Source organism: Schinkia acidoalkalinis (assembly GCF_054301215.1).
On record NZ_CP182573.1, the window covers coordinates 1,631,845 to 1,651,754 of the forward strand.

17 protein-coding genes and 1 pseudogene are annotated in these 19,910 nt (G+C 36.7%); 6 read left to right on the top strand and 12 right to left on the bottom strand.

Annotated features, from left to right (window positions below; genetic code table 11):
- The first annotated feature begins 182 nt into the window (after positions 1-182).
- The 3 genes from ACNQFZ_RS08475 to ACNQFZ_RS08485 are packed head-to-tail and all read left to right on the top strand — an operon-like array spanning position 183 to position 3,870.
- Positions 183-1,655 carry a spore germination protein gene (locus tag ACNQFZ_RS08475; protein WP_458414842.1) on the top strand — a complete coding sequence of 491 codons (1,473 nt, stop codon included), beginning with the start codon at positions 183-185 and terminating at the stop codon, positions 1,653-1,655.
- A 9-nt stretch (positions 1,656-1,664) separates the two neighbouring features.
- Positions 1,665-2,756, top strand: a complete 1,092-nt coding sequence (locus ACNQFZ_RS08480; protein ID WP_458414843.1) for a GerAB/ArcD/ProY family transporter — start codon at positions 1,665-1,667, stop codon at positions 2,754-2,756.
- Positions 2,743-3,870 (top strand): Ger(x)C family spore germination protein, encoded by a 1,128-nt coding sequence (locus ACNQFZ_RS08485; RefSeq protein WP_458414844.1) that lies wholly within the window; start codon positions 2,743-2,745, stop codon positions 3,868-3,870. Before ACNQFZ_RS08480 ends, ACNQFZ_RS08485 begins: the two co-directional genes overlap by 14 nt.
- A gap of 40 nt (positions 3,871-3,910) precedes the next feature.
- Here ACNQFZ_RS08485 and ACNQFZ_RS08490 read toward each other — a convergent pair whose 3' ends face one another.
- On the bottom strand, positions 3,911-4,915 hold the full coding sequence (locus ACNQFZ_RS08490) for a UvrB/UvrC motif-containing protein (RefSeq protein WP_458414845.1): 1,005 nt from the start codon (positions 4,913-4,915) through the stop codon (positions 3,911-3,913).
- A gap of 99 nt (positions 4,916-5,014) precedes the next feature.
- Between ACNQFZ_RS08490 and ACNQFZ_RS08495 the strand changes: the two genes are divergently transcribed.
- A complete protein-coding gene (locus ACNQFZ_RS08495; protein ID WP_458414846.1) occupies positions 5,015-6,166 on the top strand; it encodes an SLC13 family permease in 1,152 nt (383 codons plus the stop codon).
- An 85-nt stretch (positions 6,167-6,251) separates the two neighbouring features.
- On the opposite strand, the gene ACNQFZ_RS08500 is transcribed toward ACNQFZ_RS08495, so the two are convergent.
- Entirely contained in the window at positions 6,252-6,959 is a 708-nt protein-coding gene (locus tag ACNQFZ_RS08500; RefSeq protein WP_458414847.1) for a nucleotidyltransferase domain-containing protein, read from the bottom strand.
- A gap of 122 nt (positions 6,960-7,081) precedes the next feature.
- Here ACNQFZ_RS08500 and ACNQFZ_RS08505 point away from each other — a divergent pair.
- Positions 7,082-7,296: pseudogene (locus tag ACNQFZ_RS08505) on the top strand (DoxX family protein); the annotation flags it as partial.
- Positions 7,297-7,461: 165 nt separating this feature from the next.
- Here the strand turns inward: ACNQFZ_RS08505 and ACNQFZ_RS08510 are convergent.
- From ACNQFZ_RS08510 to ACNQFZ_RS08525, 4 genes are all read right to left on the bottom strand, one after another.
- Positions 7,462-7,950 (bottom strand): OsmC family protein, encoded by a 489-nt coding sequence (locus ACNQFZ_RS08510; protein ID WP_458414848.1) that lies wholly within the window; start codon positions 7,948-7,950, stop codon positions 7,462-7,464.
- Positions 7,931-9,127, bottom strand: coding sequence for a cobalamin-independent methionine synthase II family protein (locus tag ACNQFZ_RS08515; protein WP_458414849.1), 1,197 nt, complete (start codon positions 9,125-9,127; stop codon positions 7,931-7,933). Before ACNQFZ_RS08515 ends, ACNQFZ_RS08510 begins: the two co-directional genes overlap by 20 nt.
- 96 nt (positions 9,128-9,223) lie before the next feature.
- A complete protein-coding gene (locus ACNQFZ_RS08520; protein ID WP_458414850.1) occupies positions 9,224-10,042 on the bottom strand; it encodes a phosphate/phosphite/phosphonate ABC transporter substrate-binding protein in 819 nt (272 codons plus the stop codon).
- Between the two features lie 20 nt (positions 10,043-10,062).
- Entirely contained in the window at positions 10,063-11,190 is a 1,128-nt protein-coding gene (locus tag ACNQFZ_RS08525) for an acyl-CoA dehydrogenase family protein (protein WP_458414851.1), read from the bottom strand.
- Between the two features lie 387 nt (positions 11,191-11,577).
- Here ACNQFZ_RS08525 and brnQ point away from each other — a divergent pair, with 387 nt between their 5' ends.
- Complete coding sequence (gene brnQ / locus ACNQFZ_RS08530; RefSeq protein WP_458414852.1) at positions 11,578-12,918, top strand: branched-chain amino acid transport system II carrier protein; 1,341 nt, start codon at positions 11,578-11,580, stop codon at positions 12,916-12,918.
- Positions 12,919-13,044: 126 nt separating this feature from the next.
- Here the strand turns inward: brnQ and ACNQFZ_RS08535 are convergent, their stop codons facing one another.
- The 6 genes from ACNQFZ_RS08535 to ACNQFZ_RS08560 all read right to left on the bottom strand — a co-directional run bounded on the left by ACNQFZ_RS08535 (position 13,045) and on the right by ACNQFZ_RS08560 (position 19,847).
- Entirely contained in the window at positions 13,045-14,304 is a 1,260-nt protein-coding gene (locus tag ACNQFZ_RS08535; protein ID WP_458414853.1) for a DUF445 domain-containing protein, read from the bottom strand.
- A gap of 271 nt (positions 14,305-14,575) precedes the next feature.
- On the bottom strand, positions 14,576-17,200 hold the full coding sequence (gene ppsA / locus ACNQFZ_RS08540) for a phosphoenolpyruvate synthase (protein ID WP_458414854.1): 2,625 nt from the start codon (positions 17,198-17,200) through the stop codon (positions 14,576-14,578).
- Positions 17,201-17,262: 62 nt separating this feature from the next.
- On the bottom strand, positions 17,263-18,003 hold the full coding sequence (locus ACNQFZ_RS08545; RefSeq protein ID WP_458414855.1) for a TetR/AcrR family transcriptional regulator: 741 nt from the start codon (positions 18,001-18,003) through the stop codon (positions 17,263-17,265).
- Position 18,004: 1 nt separating this feature from the next.
- Complete coding sequence (locus tag ACNQFZ_RS08550) at positions 18,005-18,484, bottom strand: endolytic transglycosylase MltG (protein WP_458414856.1); 480 nt, start codon at positions 18,482-18,484, stop codon at positions 18,005-18,007.
- Entirely contained in the window at positions 18,477-18,665 is a 189-nt protein-coding gene (locus ACNQFZ_RS08555) for a hypothetical protein (protein ID WP_458414857.1), read from the bottom strand. Before ACNQFZ_RS08555 ends, ACNQFZ_RS08550 begins: the two co-directional genes overlap by 8 nt.
- Positions 18,666-18,866: 201 nt before the next feature.
- Positions 18,867-19,847: a tRNA dihydrouridine synthase gene (locus ACNQFZ_RS08560; RefSeq protein WP_458414858.1), complete on the bottom strand. Its 981-nt coding sequence runs from the start codon at positions 19,845-19,847 to the stop codon at positions 18,867-18,869.
- Between the last annotated feature and the right edge of the window lie 63 nt (positions 19,848-19,910).

Consider the following 19,910-nt stretch of genomic DNA (forward strand, 5'->3'; position numbering starts at 1 on the left):
ACCCAAATAAATTAATATCCAGTTTTCTTGGCAATTGAAACCTCAAAGAGGGGAATCTTTATTTGCATAATAAAAATCCATTTCATACAAAATAAATAATAATCATTCATTGGTAAATATAAACAGTAAAAAGCCAAATGAAGCTAGACTTGCATTTTTATTTGTCCATGCTGGAGGCCATCATGTTAAATCAATCGATTTCAAAAACACTAGATGAAAAAATAACATTCATACAAACAGAGCTGCGAAATAGTAATGACCTTTATATTCGTAAATTTAGAACCAAAGCTGGCCAGGATGGTGCAATACTTTTTCTGGAAGGATTAACAGATCAGAATGTTGTTAATCAAAGTATTTTCCAACAGATTTTTTGTCTCGGTAATGAAAAACAGATTACTGAAGCAGCCATAATCGAAACGTTCCCCTATAGTCAATTAGAGACGACTGCAAAAAAGGAGGATATTGTGAATGGTATCCTCCTTGGAAAAGTAATTTTAGTTTTAGCAAATATGCAAAGCTATTGTTTATTTAAAATAGGTATGTCTTCTAAGGAAAAACCTGAACCTCCTGTTATTGAAACGACAATAAAAGGTACAAGAGCGGGATTTGTTGAATCTATCCCAGTGAATATTTCCATCATTAGGAAGTATATAAAGGATCCTTCATTACATATAGAGGAAATGAAAATTGGTTCATTATCAAAAACAAATATAACAATTTTATATATTGAAGGTATTGTTAACAAAGATGTATTGCAGGAAGTAAAATATAGGCTAAAAACTATAAAGACCGATACAATCATATCTGCCAGTGAGCTGGAACAATGGATTGAAGATAATACCTGGTCGGTATTTCCGCTTATTCGCCTATCCGAGCGTCCCGATACGGTGGTGGAATCTTTAAATTCTGGAAAAGTCATATTGTTTGTAGAGAATTCTGCCTTTGCTTTACAAGTGCCGCTTACCTTTTTTGAAAGCTTGCAGAATATGGATGACTACTATGAAAAATGGTATGTAAGCTCAATGGTTCGTATAATACGGCTGGTTGCAATGCTAATAAGTGTATTTGTTCCTTCTTTATTTGTTGCCTTAATCCATTATAACCCAGAGCTAATTCCAACAGATTTATTAATCTCGATTGCCCATACCCGCATACAGGTCCCTTTTCCTGCCATTTTGGAGCTACTTCTGATGGAACTTATGATTGAAATTTTTAGAGAAGCCGGGATCAGGTTACCCAAACCATTGGGACAAACAGTGGGTATTGTTGGGGGAATCGTGATTGGAGATGCTGCTGTTCAGGCCAATATTGTTAGTCCTATAACCTTAATTGTAGTTGGTATCACCGCAATGGCATCCTTTAGTACGCCACATTATTCCATGGCTTTTAGCTTTCGGCTTATTCGTTTATTGCTTATAATCGCGGCTGGATTTTTAGGCTTATATGGATTAGTTTTAGGCTATATTTTTATACTAGTTCATTTATGCAGCCTTAAAAGCTTTGGTGTTCCTTATCTTGTACCTTTTGCGCCAACACGTTTCCGAAACTGGGTTGACCTCTTTATTTTATTTCCACTTCGCTGGAGAACAATAAGGCCAACTTATTTATCCAATAAAGAAAAACAAAGAACATGGAAGCCATTAAAAAAAGGATAGGTGCAGAATATGGCAGAAAAGAAATTTACTTTCTCCCAAAATCAAATTTTTTGGCTTATTATGGCCAGCGCACCAGTTGGAATCACCACATTACCAAGAGAGATTAATGAATATTCGGAGCAAAGCGGCTGGATTTTTATCTTTTTGTCACTTGCTTTAATCCTGCTTGCTATAAGAATCTTACTGGTACTTCCTAAACGATATCCAGGTTGTTCCATGCTGGAAATCTTAGAGCAGATAATCGGCAAACGGGGGGCCCGTTGTATCTTTTTTTTCCTTGCTGTCCTTACAATTGTCGGGACAGGCGTTAGCGTTCGCTTATTATCAGACGGGGTCATTGTTCATATATTATTTCATACTCCCAATTGGATCATCATTTTAGTAGAACTCGTACTTGTCATGTATGCTGTTACAAAAAAAGAAGAAACATTGGCGCGATTTAATGAATTGGCTCAGCCGCTGCTTCTTATGGCGGTTTTAATCATTTGTTTTCTTGTTATTAATAAAGCGGACTTTTCTTATTTAAAACCAGTCATCGCAAGGGATATTGATTTTAATCAAAGTTTAATCATATCTATGTATTATTTTTTAGATAGCTGGGTCTTCCTCTTTTTTTTACCTTCCATGTCCAATTTTGACGCACTTAAAAATGGAGTGTTGCAAGGGTTAATTTTCTTGTCTCTCATCACGGCATTTTTATTCATATTATCGATTTCATTATTTGGACCAGTAGAAATTAACTTTATCGAATATCCGACCATTGATATGGCTCGTTTGGTTGAAGTGCCTATTCTAGAGCGTATGGAAATTTTATATTTAACAAGTTGGATTGTATTTTCGTTTACACTTAATCATCTCACATTTCTAGCTGGATCGGTTGGCATGAAAACATTGTTTCCTAGAAGTAGTTTTTTGATGTGGGTCGGAATTATTGGCGTAGTCGTTTTCATAACCGCAATTTATCCGAAGAATATCGAACAAGTTCAAGCTTTCTCTAGAATTCTACAGTTTGGAACCATTATCATAATATTTTCTCTGTTTCCTTTAATCGTTCTGATTGATACTGTGAAAAAGAAGGTGAAACAAAATGGGGCGGTTTAAGATACTGATTTGTTTTATCTTGATAACCTTCTTATTAAGCGGCTGCTGGGATTTTCAACGAATCCGTAATCGTATGTTTATATCAGGAATTGCCATTGAAAAGGAGGACAAAGGGTATATAGTCGGGATTGAAAGCTTGAATCTACAGAGTGGTGGCCCAATCGGTCAACAACAAGGTGGCGGTCAACAAGCAAAAGTTACAATTAAAAAGGTCAATTATCCATCAATAGAGATGCCACTTCATTCTGTTCAAACGAAAGTAATCGGCGAACCTTTTTATTCTAATATCCAAATTTTAATCATTGGAAAGAAGCAGGCAGAGGAAGGCATTGCAGGGATCATTAGTCATTTTCTTCGAGACCCTGATATGAGAAGAACGACACCGGTCGTGTTAGCGGAAAATCCAATCGATATTCTTAAAGTAAGGCAAAAGGATGAGCGGTTTATCTCTCATTATATAAAGAAAATCATAACTTTAACGGAAGGTACAGGTAGAACTATTGCAACTGATATCGGCGGTGTTTCTAGAGCGATTCATGAAAATAATATCAATTTAATCCCCTATATTAAACTTGGTAAAAATAAACAGGATATTGAGGTTTCAGGAGTCTCCGTATTGAAAAAGGGAAAAGTGGTCGGCCATTTAAGTGAAAAAGAATCGATTGTAGTAGCTTTTATACAAGAAATTGTTGAGTCAGGAAGTTTACGGATGGATTGCCCTGACACAGGTTCAGGCTCCGTAAGTATGGATATCATTCATACATCTACCTCATTAAAACCAAAAGTAAGCAACGGAAATTTAATCATTGGCGGGAATGTGAAAGCAAAAGGGTATTTGGCTGAATATACATGCGGGGATGGAAATTTAAAAGGAACTACCTTACATCGATTAGAAAAGGATTTTACTAAATTACTGCAAAATAATGTTCAAACACAACTATCTGCGATTTATGAAAAAACTGGGGAAGATGTTTTAAATGTAAAGTCAATTTTGAAAAAGAATAATCCGGATGAATGGGAGAAAATAAAATCAGAATATGATAGTCTAGTGAAATCAGCTATTATTGATGTTAAAGTATCTGTGGAATTAATTCTTAAAGGGACTGAAACGTGAGGGGAAACAAAGGGGACGGTTCTCTTTGTTTCCCTAAAATTTACCAATAACATTTATATCTGGCAGATATTAGGGAAACAGAAAGAACCGTCCCTACTGTTTCATATTCCTTGTTAATATCCAAATTTGAGGGTTGGTCGCTACTATTAAAATAGGTTAAAATGTTTTCCTTGACGGATTGTCCTAGCTGTTCCATGCCTCTTCCATTTATCTTATATAATTGCTTAAAGAGTACTTTGTTCCTGTTAATTAGAAATATTTTCAAATTGGCGCTATCTACAAATTCAAATACTACTATGTTCTTATTATCTTTTGTAAATTCGATTACCTTTTCTTTTTTCAAAAGGGATTTTATAGCCTCGCTATAATCTCGAAGCTTAGCTGCTTTTTCAAAATCAAAATCTTGGGAGGCCTGAGTCATTTTTTGTTCCATTTCTACAAGGATACTTGTGTCAGTTCCCGAAAATAAAGCAATAACTCTCTCTATAATTTGCTTGTATATTTCTACAGCTGAATAATCAAAACACATGCCAATACACAATCCCAATGAATAATTTAGACATGGAGTATGTTTATTGGTAGGATTGCTACATTCAATTTTAAAATACTCTTTTAATCCTTTAATTGCCTTTTCAACAGTACTTTTACTTGAAAAAGGACCAAAATAGCGACTGCCTTCCTTTTCATCAATATGATTGACCAGTTCTAGTCGATTAGTCCCGTTATTCATTAGAATCCTAATATACGTGTATGCTTGTGAACTTTTCATCAATTTATTATAAAGTGGTTTTATGTCCTTTATTAATTGACATTCAAGCATAAATGCTTCAAATTCTGTATCTGTTTGTATAATGTCAAAATCTTTTAAATGCTTAACGAGCTTGAGAACCTTACTAGAATGGTTTCTTGAATTTTGGAAGTATGATTGCACTCGGCTTTTTAAGTTTTTCGATTTCCCCACGTAAATGATGTACCCTTGAGAATCCTTCATTAAATATACGCCTGGAGATGCTGGAAGCTTTTTTACCTTTTCTTTAAGATTCACCTCAAGACACCTCCCTGCAAAACTTATTCACAATCAAAAAAGTACATGGTAGAATCATATCATTGTTTTCGTTATGTTAAAAGTTGTCGGTGGTGGGCTATGAAAGATTCTGTATTCATTCCAACTAAGAAAAAAATTAGTGTGAATTTTAGCTTTTTCAAAAGAGACAAGGTATTTACAATCTCGCTCTTATTGGCAATCGCAAGCTGTTTCATTCATCCTCCAAAACTGGAGTATATTAATATTTCTGTATTGGTCAGTTTATTTAATCTTATGCTCGCTATTAAAGCGTTGGATGAGCTTAGATTATTAGACAAAATAGCCATTAGTATCTTAAATAAATGTAATAACAGCAAATCTGTTTCAGCGATACTCATTTCCTTATGTTTTTTTAGCTCGATGTTCGTCACGAACGATGTAGCGTTACTTACTTTTGTGCCATTGGCTCTTGTGATCAGTAAAAGGACAGGTTTGCCTATGATGGAGACAATCATCCTTCAAACCATTGCTGCGAATCTTGGCAGTAGCTTAACTCCCATGGGAAATCCGCAAAATTTATTTATCTATTCTCACTACGGATTAAACCCAAGGGCATTTTTTATAACTGTTTTCTTCATGGCAATCCTTGGGGTTATTTCCCTATTTTTTTTGATTCATAGACTTCATAAAAGGGAATTGAAAGTGGAACTTCCTTCAATAAAGGTAGAGAATCGAAATAAGGTAGCAGTTTGGGGACTTGTGTTAGCAATCATCATTTCCTCTATTTTTGGAATCATAAGTTATCAAATTGCGTTCGTCATCACCTTGATAACCGTACTTCTTTTAAATAAAAAATTATTAATAAAAATTGATTATCTTCTGCTCCTAACTTTTATTTGTTTCTTTATTTTTATCGGAAACATTTCGGATACAAATGTAATTCAAATATTGGCAAGTGAAAGCCTGAAAGACTCAAGTTCCGTCTTTTTCAGTTCCATTTTGGTAAGCCAATTGATTAGCAACGTCCCTGCTTCAATCCTTCTCGCTGAATTCACTGAGAATTGGAAGCCTTTATTAGTAGGAGTGAATATTGGGGGGCTTGGAACCATTATTGCTTCGATGGCGAGCGTAATCTCTTACAAACTTTTTATTCAAGTAAACCCAGAAGAGACTAATAAATATTTACTGACATTCAGTATCTATAACTTTTCTTATTTGGCGTTTTTTACGCTCATGCAGTACTTTTTTTTGAAAATCACAGGAGTGTTTTAGCGGGACTGGGACGGAGGGACAGGTCCATTGTCCCAAAATAAATGGTGGGACACGGTGCCTGTCCCTGTGTCCCTGCCCTTTTCCTCTACAAAAGGAATCCTTTATAACCAACAAACAATTCTCCACCATAATGATCAAGTGTAGATTGAATGAGTGAAATTAGTTCAGTTTTATCATTTGTATTCATGTACGTTTTTGTATAACTAACTAGTTTATTACACATATCTTTATCATATGATTTAAGGTTTCTGGCAAACCACTTTCCTACACCAACCCAATTGCCATTTGCCCTTAAAATCAGTTCAGTTAACAAATCTATTAACTTATTTAAAATAAATAAACTTTCTCCAAAGTCTTCTGAACTCCTAAAGTCTGACAACAAATCTGTGATTTGATACCTTGCTTCATTTATTTTATCCTCACCCCAAAGCTGTGGACCTTGTTCATAAAGTATTTTTGCCTCCCTTTGGAATTCCCTTCCATCCCCTTGTTTATCTTCTATAAGTAGACCTTCGGCACACATTTTAATAATGGTGGGCATCCCTCTATATCTAGCTGTTTGAAATTCAAACTTCAGAGATAAAGCCGTATAAATAAATGCTTCTATTTTCCATCCAAGAAATTGATAACATTCAATTCTTGGTGTTTCTGTTTCATCGATTATAATTAAGTCAATATCAGATTCTGTTGTTAAATTTCCATAAACAGTACTTCCACCTATCCAGACTATTTCAGATTCAGGATAGTGGGAAACGATAAACTGTTGAGCTATTCGCTTGATTGAGTCTCTCATATGAAACCCCTCCCATATTAGGATATTAACGTAAATGATTAATGTTACAGAATGTAGGAGCTATCTATAAGGAACTTCATCCTCTGCTTTTTATGTAAAACAAAAATCCAAAAGAATGACACCTTTTTAACAATACACGGTCTGCTTTCATTTGGCTAATCACCCGATTATATTATATCTAGGCTATGCTTGGATTAGTGCAGGTTGGCATAAAGTAACCGACCCAAATTGGACAGGTGGAAATTGAGGTGCATCTGTTGCAGGTTTTGTACAGGGGGCATTAGGAAAAGCTGCAGAAGGAAAAGATGTAACCGGCTGGTACGCTTCATTCTTAGAGGAGTGAATATTGGGGGCTTGGAACCATTATTGCTTCGGCAGTACATTATTTTAAAAATTGTGGAAGTGTTTTAGGACCATAGGTGAATTTTAAAATTCACCTATAGCCTATAGGTTTATAACTGGAAGGAATTAGGGAAACAGGAGAACCGTCCCTAGTGTTTCCCTATACAAGTTTTTTAAAAATTACCTCAAGTTCCATGGATTTCTTTAAAGTATTGTAAACAGGTGAATTATGAAGCGCCAAGTTGCAGAAATCAAAAAACTCACTTTCCTCAAGATCAGCAAATAAAAAAACGGTGACAGTTATTTTACTGATAGACGGTTCTTCATCATAACCTCTTACACCCAGTAAGGTGAGAGGGTTTACCAGTGAAAGGTTCAAGACCCCTTCAATTTCTTCAATAATTGAACCATTTTTTTTCGACTGTTCTAAAAGCGTTAATAATATGCTACTTAGAACTGATCCTGCAAAGTATTCAAGACTGCTGATTTGCTCGTATTCCGAGTCAAAGCTTATTTGTTTTTCTATTTGAAAGCTGTTTTTATTTGTGTATATTTTTACAGATGAAAGGTCGTTTGATGTTCCCCTAAAGTTCATATCAAAAACCTTGGATTCATATAATGTGTTTATGTCATTTTTTGGCTGATCCATCGTATTTACTCCTTAGTATTGCAGCCGCTTCAGTGACTGAACGTATTTTGCCCGAGATATTTTCAAATATGTTAACAGGACTGCTTGAGAAGGTTGCAAACCCACAGTCAGGATTTAGCCAAATTTTTTCCTTTGGATAATATTTCATTGCCTCCTCCGCTCTTGAAAGGATTGAATCCACTGTCTCAATATCATCTGTACGTGGATTGATCACTCCTAAACCAAGTGCTGTTTGTTCACTAATCCTTGAATCAGTCAATAATGATCTAAGCTCTCCTGCCCTTGGAGTTGAGAATTCAAGGGTTAAAAGGTCGGGGTTTACCTTTGCAAATAATTCAATAAGTGGAGTATAGGGCCCTGTCAATAATATGCTCTCATCCTTGCTCCAGTTCCCTCTGCAGACATGTAGGGAAGCAACTGTTTTTGTTCGATCAATATACTCCATCATCTGTCCAATCAAGGAGCTGGCGAATTCTAGCTCTTCTTTTGGATCCTTTCTTTCAGAAAGCGCAGCACACATAAACGACCTTGGTTTTCCATCTGTGAAAACAACCTCGGTCAGAACCGGTTCATCAAATTGAATCACATCGACTCCAATATCAATTAGATTATCTATCTCTTCCTTCATAATCTTAATAACATCTTGCCCAAGCTCTTCCTTACTCCCATAAAACTTACCAGAGAGATTAGGTAGCCACATCGATCTAGTAAGAAGATACGGACCTGGTAATGTTACCTTAACGGGTTTATTGGTAAATTTCTTCATAATCTTAAGCTCGTCTGCAACAATACCACCATTGTATTTAAGCTTACCAACACAAATTGCATTTTTAATGCTGACCGCTGGAACATCCAACGTCGTCAAAATATTTTCAAAGGCTTTTTTATCATCAATATAATCGAGCATTTCACTCATGCTCATCATTGTAACACCGCCGATTTTATTAGAAACGAAGGAGACGTAGTTATCCCGTCCAATCTCTCCACTTGTGATTATGTCAATCCCAAGATCCTCTTGTAACGTAATGACTTTTTCAGTTTCCATCTCGATAAGCTTGTTGAAGTCATTCGGATCAATTGCTCCTCTTCTAATCATTCTTAAAGCTTTAAGAACTTCTTTGGATCTAGGCATACTTCCTATTAAGGAAGTAGGAAATAACGGTAATGATCGTTTCATGTTCTCATCTCCCAAAGTAAATATAAAAAGTGAAAAGAGAAGCAACGAAAAAAACATGCTTCTCTTATTAATTGCTATTTTTATGATTCTTCAAGATTACCTATTAAAGAACTTCAGATAGTCATTGGCTTCACGTAATTGCTGAAATCCTGTGATTCTTCCTTCAACCCATTCCTTCAAACCTTCCATATCCATCATCTTCTTATGTGCTTCATTGTTATAGTCCATTCTATGAAGCACCTCTTGCCATTTTAAGAATCTATCTGTTGGAAAATCAGGGTGTGCTACGAAAATACAGTGGTCAAACAAATCCGTTGTATCAATGCAAACTAATTGATTTTCATCAACGGTGCCATCCCTCTTCCAAGCATCCCAATTCAAATCAAGAGTTACAGCGGCGTCTACAGTTCCTTCCATCAATGCTTTAACAGCATCCAGTTCTCCGCCTACGTGGTCCCCATGAAGGCCGACACCAATATCAAACCTTTTCTCCTTGTAGTCTGCTCCAAATTCAAGTCCATTTTTGTGCAAATGGTTGATTGGTATGAGTCTAGCTTGTGGAGAGTCTATCGCTCCAAAGCCAATCGTCTTCCCCTTTAACCCATCAAGGTTCGTAATGCCACTGTCTTTTCTAACAATGAAGCATGTTTTTCTATCTCGGTCGGTATCTCTCATTGAACCCATCTGGCATTTTCCATCAGTTCTCAAATATGCATCAAGCCATGCTAGAGGGGAATTCCAAGCAATGTCTATTTCCTTATTCAGTAACCCGTCAACCTGTACTTCGTAATCTTTATAGAAGACACATTCTATTTCCAAGCCTTCTTTTTTGAAAAAATCAGCAATAATTTCCCAGATTACCGTTACCTTCGGATCATAGATAACAGCTCCTACTTTTACTCGTTCGTTATTCAATAATCTCACTCCTTACTTTTTTATGGAATCATCTGGCCTGTTAATGCTTTTCCAAGCCAAATAGTCAGAACGTCGACGCTAGGTGCCATAACTTGACCAGCATATGCATCTCTCAGAAGTCTTTCCGTAGGTATAGCCTTATTGTAAGCTTTTCCTCCACCAACTCTCATTGAAAGCCTGCCGCATTCGATTGCAGCCTCTGACGCCACTATTCTTGCAGCTAGTATCTTTGCAAGTGCATCAGCTTCACCATTGGCTCCTGCACTTGCAGCTTCTAAAGTCATTGCTCTTGCAGCAGCTGCATGTTTGTAAATAGTACCAACGTGGATTTGTACAGTTTCAATATTTGCTAGTGAACTTCCATCAGGGTATTTCCTATCCACCACATACTTGTTTGATATCTCAAACATATGCATGGCAGTGCCGCTGTATACCGCTCCTAGCCCTGTGATAAAAAATGGAGCTACCACGTTGAATACTTGCTCCGCCCCTGAACCTTCTGATCCAATACGAAAAGATGAGTCTAAAGTCACATTTTCAATATGCATTGGACAAGACGAGTTCCCTCTCATTCCAATACCTTGCCATTTTGACTTTTCAAATGTTAAACCTTCTGCCTCTAGTGGAAATACCCAGTTGTTTATTTTTCCCTCTTCTACAGATGGGGCAAGAACAAGATAGTAGGAGGCATACGTTGCAGATGTTACCATACTCTTTATTCCATTGAATGTAGTGCTGTCACCATAAACCTCAGCGTTAATTTCAGGTTTATAGAAGTGTGTACCCGTTCCAATTTCGCTGTAGGCTAATGCCATGAATTTACCTTTTTCAACGATGTCTGTAAAAATCTTTTTCTTAAGTTCGTCACTGCCATGTGTAAGCACACACATTAAGGCAACATTATGCATCATATAGCAAAGGGCAGTAGTAGAGCAGCTCTCAGCAAATGCGAGACAGGCCTGAGCATGTTCTACAAGTCCTTTTCCATATCCACCGTATTCTTCAGGTACAAGCAGCTTTAAAAAACCCTTTTCACCTAATTCCTTAAAAGTTTCTTCTGGAAATTTAGCATCCTTATCAGTTAATTCAGTGTAAGGAAGTATGTAGGACTTAGCAAAATCCTTACCTTCTTGGTAAACATTGTTCATATTGTCCTCCTTGTTTCATTATAGAAATTATGAAACTATTATAATTAAAATTTATATTTATAATAATATTTTATTATATAAAAAACAACACACGCAAAAAAAATTCCCAAGGTTGCGAATATCAAAATAAATCCACGGCATTAAAACTTATTGATATAAAAGAAAAAACTTTGCAGACAATAAAGATGTAGTGAGTATTTACCTAATTAAAATTAAACAAAAAAGGAAGTTATCATTTATTCAGAAAAAAATAAAAATATATATTGAAATAATAATTTTATCCGGTTATAATGACAAAATATTGTGTATTTAACTCTTATATAATTCTTTTAAGAATTATTATTTTTCTGAAATTTTAAATTTATGTTATTTCATGGAGGTTTTAACTTGTCTAACAAAGTACCGTTTTCATTTATAGTAATTATTGGTTTAATGTTATTCGCTCTATTCTTTGGGGCAGGAAATTTAATATTTCCACCAATGCTTGGTCAATCGGCAGGTATGAATATCTGGATAGCTAATGCAGGGTTTTTAGTAACTGGAGTTGGATTGCCGTTACTTGGTGTGTTAGCATTTGGTTTTTCGGGGAAAGATGATTTACAGTCGTTAGCAAGTCGTGTACATCCTGTTTTTGGTATCGTATTCACAATCGTTCTTTATTTAGCAATTGGTCCTTTATTTGCTATTCCAAGAACAGGAAACGTTTCTTTTGAAATAGGTGTCAAACCCTTTTTGTCTGAAAACTCAGGCCCTGTACCTTTACTCATTTTTACAATTATCTTTTTTAGCATTACGTGTCTTTTTTCGCTCAATCCCGCGAAAATTGTCGAAATAGTGGGGAAAATTTTAACTCCAATCAAATTAACGTTTATCGGAATCCTAGTAGTAGTTGCTATTATTCATCCAATTGGTGATTTTCAAGCACCCGTTAAGAGTTATACAATTCAACCATTTTTTAATGGGATTAAGGAAGGCTATTTAACAATGGATACTCTTGCATCTTTTGTTTTTGGCATCATTATCATTAATGCTATTAAAGAAAAGGGTGCAAAAACAAAAAAACAAATTTTGATTGTTTGTGGAAAAGCTGCTGCCATCGCTGCCTTTATCCTAGCAACCATTTATACAGCTCTTTCTTATATGGGTGCTTCAAGTGTAGAAAAACTTGGACTTTTAGATAACGGAGCTACTGTCTTAGCAAAAGTATCGGATTACTACTTCGGGACTTACGGTGGGGTATTATTAGGAGTAATGATTACAATAGCTTGTTTAACAACGAGCATAGGGCTTGTTTCATCCTGCTCTTCATTCTTCCATAAACTATTTCCAAAAGTTCCTTACAAAACAATTGCTATTAGTTTAAGTATTTTTAGTGCAATAGTTGCTAATGTTGGACTTACACAGCTAATTGCTATTTCTGTACCTGTATTAACAGCTATTTACCCATTAGCTATTGTATTAATTTTCTTAACGTTTTTTCATTCTTTATTTAACGGGAGAGCTGAAGTTTATCAAGGAAGCCTACTTTTTACATTTATTATTAGTTTCTTTGATGGATTAAATGGAGTTGGTATACACCTTTCTTCTATTAATAATTTCTTTAATGTCATTCTTCCTATGTACGAGGTGGGACTAGGGTGGATAATCCCTGCTATTGTTGGAGGATTCTTAGGGTATGGCAGTAGCATATTACGAGAGAAATTTGGTCTTACTCATCAACTCGATTAATTGGATAAATAATGAACTCATCAACTAAATAACGTAAAAAAACAGTGGGAAGCATTCGTTTCCTACTGTTTTTTATTTTTTGGGTATCATTTTGTAAATAAATGGTGGGACATGGAACCTGTCCCCCTATAAGAAAATATTAGACAGGGCTTGTACTCCTGTTAGGAAAATTCCTATTATAAAGCCACAAACTGCTCCATTAACACGAATCCATTGTAGATCTGTTCCTATTTTATTTTCCATCATATCAACCAGTGTGTTATTGTCTAATTTATCTAAATTCTCTTGTACTAAATTTCCAATGATCTCATGATTATTTTCAACAAGAAATATTATTTGTTTCTGAATCCAATGATCAATGTTGTTGTTATTTTCTTGTAAAATGTCTATTAAATGATTCATCAATGGAACAAGATAAGCATTGATAAAATCTTTATCATCTACGAGATCTATTATCTTTTGTTGTAGCTGTTGTAAGCTTTCTGTTATTGTTTGATCAGGCTCCCATTGTGATAGAAATTGGCGTTTCCATTTCTCTACTCCCTCTACTAGCTGAGTATTGCCACTTATACCTTGTATCTCTTTTCGAATATATAAGATTAAAGCTTCTCGATTTGGTTCTCCCTCGTGTTGTAAACTCTTTATAACACTTACTAATAGGTTTTGCACAATATTTCCAAGTTTTTCCTCACTAAGTAGACTTTGTATAGATTTTAGAGCAAACTGTAGCATTCCATCTGCTTGAATGTTTTTAATTACATTCATAGAAACAGTACCTAGTCGGTCACTGGTTTGTTCTTGTCTTATCCAAGTATCTGCTTTTTCCAAAACGCGATCCAAAACTTTCCTATCAAACTCCTCATTAAGTAGCTGTACGCTTATTAACTGAAGAAGTTTTCTCATTTCAACATTATAAAGGGTCGATCTTATTTGTTCCTTTATAAAAGGTGTAATCTTTTCAACGTCTATGTAACCAATCATTTTCTTGATTAGTTTCATAAGATTTTCTCTAAAAGAAACCGTTTGTTGCTGTCTTTTTATGAAGGCAATTAGTTTTTCTGTAAAAGGAATGTGTTTCACTTTTTCTTGGATGCTTTCCTTAGAAAGCCAGTCATTTTTTAATACCGAAACTAGTGCATTTGTCATTCTTTTACGATTATTGGGCAGCAAGGCTGTATGGGGGATTGGTAATCCAAGAGGATGGCGAAACAGTGCCGTAACTGCGAACCAATCTGCTAATCCACCAACTAGCCCCGCTTCAAACCCCCCATTTAATAAATCAATCCATACTGAACCTCCAAATGGTGTGGTTGCAACATAACCTAACCCCATGATAATTAGTGAATATCTAGCTATTTTTTTTGACGCTTTTGTTTTATTTGACATCGTATTCCCTCTATCCTTAACTTATATATATCATTTACTATAACCAAATTAGACTATTTAAAAATAAGGCCCAGTCAAAGACTGAGCGGATCATTTACATTTTTATTTTTTGGTGCCTGTGCATCGCGATCCTAAAAGTAGACAATATAAATATTTAGGGATTCCTCCCATTATTAATGTACCATAATTATTCATTTTAAAATATATACTGAAACATAAACGAAAGAAAGTCCCACCTGCCTAAGCCCAGGCCGATGGGACATTCTTTTTATTACAAGATTTCTATATATCCTTCCGTTCCGTTTACCCGAATTCTTTGCCCATCTTTAATCAGCCTTGTAGCGTTTTCCACACCTACTACGGCCGGAAGGCCATATTCTCTGGCAATTACAGCACCGTGGGTCATCATCCCGCCTACTTCCGTCACCAAACCTTTAATGGATACAAACACCGGTGTCCAACTAGGGTCAGTATATGCAGTGACTAAAATATCGCCATCCTCTATAACAGTATCTTCCATTCTTAAAATGACCCGTGCCCGGCCTTCTATAGTTCCCGATGAAACGGGTATACCCGCCAAAGCACCATTCGGGATGTTACCTGTATCGTATTCACCGGAAATAACCTCGCCTTCTGATGTCATTATTCGAGGAGGTGTTAGTTTCTCATAAATCTCATATTCTTCTTTTCGCTTCGTTATCATGCTGTAATCCAGCAGATTTGTACGTACGACCTCCCGAAGCTCATCAAAAGATAGATAGTAGATATCCTCCTTCTCCCGGATTACCCCATTTTCCACGAGCTTTACAGCCTCCTGAAGGAGTGCCTGCTTAATGATCCAGTAATACCCAACCATAATATATTTCGGGTATTCCCGGTAACCAACAAAATTACGCATACGGTTAATCATCATTCTAGTCTTTTCGGCCTTTCGCTTTCCACCTAGCAACTGTTCCAAACGCTGTAGAAGATCTTGTTCCTTCTGTTGCGCTTCCAACAATCCCCGTTCGAATACAGCGTCATGAGCTTTCGCCTCAAAGTTCTTGATATTGGTGAGAATCACGGGGACAAGGTCGGTCGGTTGTTCACTGAAGCGGGGCTTGGTGATATCAATTTCACCGGAACAACGCATACCGTATTTTTCAAGATACGCCCTTATGGATATGCTGACAGCATTGCCGCCTTCCAACTTTGCCAAGTCCTCAAAGAAAGTCTCATTATCGGCGTGTTGGAAATACTCCATCACAGCCGGGTATTGCCGGACGACGTCAGCTATATCCAACAGCGCCAGCCCCATTTCAGATGTAACATTGTTGGCGACCGATTGGGAAAGCAAATCTGCAACACTCTTTTCTCCCAACCACTTTTCCATATTCTTATTAATCCAACTTGTTGCATAGACTCCGACATAAATCGCTGCCATGCTCTGTGGATCATACATAGCTTCTTTTAAATGGCTCTTAGCCTCAATAATAAAGGCAAACAGTTCATCTCCGGATAGTTTTGCAATCCTTCGCTTAAGCTCTTCCATAGAAGCTTCATTCTGTGAAATTAGAGTTTGAACAAGGGTTTCGTCGTTGTTGTGGTATATCTTGATAAACTGAATGGGTAGCATCCACGAAAAATACCCTGAACCGATACTAAAGGCTTTTTTGCCGTGCGCCAATAATTTCATAAAGTCTTTTCGTTTCAGTAAGCTCTTGATGGCACTATCCATGAGAGGGTCGATTTTGCCCATAGCGCTGTTTACTATCAATCGTCCTGTAAAAGTAGACAAATCATGTGCCAAATCGATGAACAACCTTCCGCCGGCTTGTATTAAGGGAAAATCGTCAAATCCTAACTGAAAAAACGATAATCCAAATGGTTTCATGGCATCGGTCATCATTTGTTGATGGCTGAAAGACATATACACATGGTTTTTCCCATCCTGCACGTCTGGTATAGGGTATAAAGTAGTGATAGGACGGCTTTGGACGATATAGAAGTTATGTTCATACAGGCACCACTCGATATCCTGAGGACAGCCAAAATAGGTCTCAATCCTTCTGCCCATGTTCTCAAGCTGTAAAATCTGTTCGTCTGTCAACGTCTGCATATTCTGACGTTCGACTTCAATCCTCTTCTCCTCCGTTCCACCTTCTTCTAAGGCATAAATAGCCAACTTCTTAGTGGATATCTTCTTTTCGACGATTCTGCCGTCACAAACCTTATAGAGATCTGCATTTACCAGGCCGGAGACCAGAGCTTCACCGAGCCCAAAGCTTGCATCGATGGATGTAACCTTCCTATTGGAAGTGATGGGGTCGGCGGTAAACAAAATCCCTGCCGCCTCAGGAAAGACCATCCTCTGGATGACGACGGAGAGGTGGACCTTGCGGTGATCGAAACCATTTTGGGTGCGATAGGTCACTGCTCGGTCTGTAAACAGCGATGCCCAGCACTTGCTGATGTGTTTCAGGATAGCTTCCTTTCCTATAATGTTTAAATACGTATCCTGTTGTCCTGCAAAGGAGGCTGTTGGCAGATCCTCTGCTGTAGCGCTGGAACGTACGGCAAAAGCATTTTTTTCATCAAATTGAGCAAGATGATGGGCAATCTCCGTTTCGATGCCTTTCGGAATAACTATTCCTTCGACGACCTTACGAATTTTTGCGCTGATTTCACCAATGCCTTCCCTATTGTCTGCTTTTAGAAGGGACAACCGATCCAGCAATGAATTAAGCTCCTCGTTATTCCCAAATATTTCTTTATACGCTTCGGTAGTCACGCAAAAGCCCTCTGGTACTTGTATCCCTTTAATCCTGGATAGTTCCCCCAAGTTGGCTCCTTTTCCCCCTACCATCGCAAGCTTAGTTTTATCAATTTCCTGAAAACCTAGGACATATGAATTCATACATAATCTCCTATCTATTTTACGCGTATTTAAATAAAGGGTTATGAGTAAACAAATATAAGCTATAGGTATTTCTCCTTATAAAAATTCCTTTGAAATAGATTTATATATTCCTCGAATTCCTCCCATAAGGCATCAAGGTCAATCTCCATTTTTTGCATTTTACTTAAATACCCATCAGTAAGCAAGGTTAGTAGTTTCATGACTAACTTTGGATCAATATCATCTTTAAATTTTGAAGTGTCAATGCCTTCAAAGGCTATTTTACTTCGTAAACTTTCACTTTCACTATTTGCAAGAATAGCTTTTATATCCGCTTTAACTTCATCATCATTTTCAAAATACACACTGTCTAAAAAAGAAAGAATCGCAGGGTGCTTTTTCATAACCGAAATTTCAATGCTTGTTGCAAGTTTAATTCTGGAAAAGAAATCAGTAACGGCATTATCAAACTTTTCATCAAGTTCCTCCACAATCATATGGGTGCATAAGTTAATCAGGTATAAATATAAAGCTTTTTTTGTGCCAAAATAATGAAATACTAATGCTTTGGAAATACTCGCAGCAGCAGCGATATCACTAACGGAAGTTTTTTTATAGCCGTTGGTACCGAAGCATATAAGGGCTGCATCAATAACTTTATTTTGTTTTTCTATAGGTAAACTTAAAAAATTTTCCAGTCGACTCACCCCGCAAATACATATATTAACCGATTCGGTTAATAGAAGAATAACTCTATTTACCGATTTGGTCAACATAAAAAAAGCGGCAGCATTTTGTTTATAAAATGCCACCGCAATCACGTTAAACTCGATTTCTCGTTAAAACACTTATTATTTCATCATTACTCATTGAGGAGTTTAATTTATATTCGCCAATTTGTATATATTTTTCGCCATTCTTTGATCTGAGAGTTTTAATAAACTGTGCCTGGTTTTTAATAAGGCCGTTTTTCTTCAATTGATAGGCTACATCACTACTTACCATACCCTTAGTAATATTAAATTGTTGATCATCCTTAGGAACCTGTTGCTCCATATCTTTTTCATTGTCCATTGCCATTTGAGAATGGTCATACTCAGAGCTATCGTTTTCCTTTGTTGCACTATGATCACTTTGTTCTATATTTACTGGTTCTTCTTTAGAAATGACCATTAAATTATTTTCTTCTAGGTACGAAGTCACAGTTTCTTTATCTAGTGCAAAAGCGGGCTTAAAAACTAGTAAGATAATAGCTGTAAAAAATAAACCGATTGCTAGTCCACGTGCAGTATGTTTATCCACGAAGATTACTTCCTTTCTCCAAGTCCTTGATTTTATCTTTTAATTCTATAATTTCGCGCATAAGGTTAATATTCACATTAGAAACTTGTTTCGTAATCTCAGATTGATAATCTTTTGCAAAAAAAGAGTAAATAAATAAACTAACACTCACTAGTAATAACAGTGTAATCAAAAGTGTCATGTTGGACTGAACCTCCTTCATTTTGTACGATATACTATTGTATCATATGTTCGTTAAAACTTCGCTATAATATGACATTTTTCGCACACTTTATCTTACCATATTTTAAATAATTTATTATCAATCTTAAGACCCGAATTTTTTGACCTAACACATAATAAAAACCAACAAGTCAGAGTCTTACCTGTTGGCTTCTAATGATTATTCTTTTCCAAAGTTATCAAGCAATGCGCGCACTTCATCTGTAGATTTCGTGTTCATCAATCGATTTCTTAATTCAGCAGCCCCAGGGAATCCTTTGACATAAATTTTGAAAAAGCGATGAAGCCCTGTGATTGAACGTGGTAGTACTTCCATATATTGATCTTGAAGATCAAGCTGCAGTCTTAAAAGATCAAGGTATTCTTTACTGCTATGCTCCTTTGGCTCTTTTTCAAAAGCAAATGGATTCTTAAAAATACCTCGCCCAATCATAACGCCATCAATACCATATTGTTTAGCAAGCTGCAGCCCAGTTTGACGGTCAGGAATGTCTCCATTGATTGTTAGTAGCGTATTGGGTGCGATACGGTCACGTAATTTTTTGATTTCAGGAATTAGCTCCCAATGCGCATCTACTTGGCTCATTTCCTTTCTTGAACGCAAATGAATAGAAAGGTTTGCAATTTCCTGATTTAAAATATGCGTTAGCCACTCCTCCCACTCATTTACATCATTATAGCCAAGTCGTGTTTTCACGCTTACAGGCAGTCCGCTTATCTTTGCTGCTTGAATAAGCTCTGCCGCAATGTCTGGACGCAGAATAAGGCCGCTGCCTTTCCCTCTCGATGCCACATTCGGCACAGGACAGCCCATATTAATATCGATGCCTTTAAATCCTAACTCTGCCATGCCAATACTCATTTGACGGAAATATTCGGGATGATCCCCCCAAATATGGGCCACTATTGGCTGTTCATCTTCTGTAAAAGTCAAACGCCCACGCACACTTTCCTTGCCCTCTTGATGACAATAGCTATCAGAGTTTGTAAACTCTGTGAAAAATACATCCGGTCGACCGGCTTCACTTACTACGTGACGAAAAATAAGATCTGTCACATCCTCCATTGGGGCAAGCACAAAAAATGGTCGTGGTAAATCACGCCAAAAATTATCTACCATTTCAAACTCAAATCCTCTCACTATGGGGCACGGGGACAGGTTTCGTGTCCCACCTACTCCCAGCTGTTTCACCTATAATTTCTT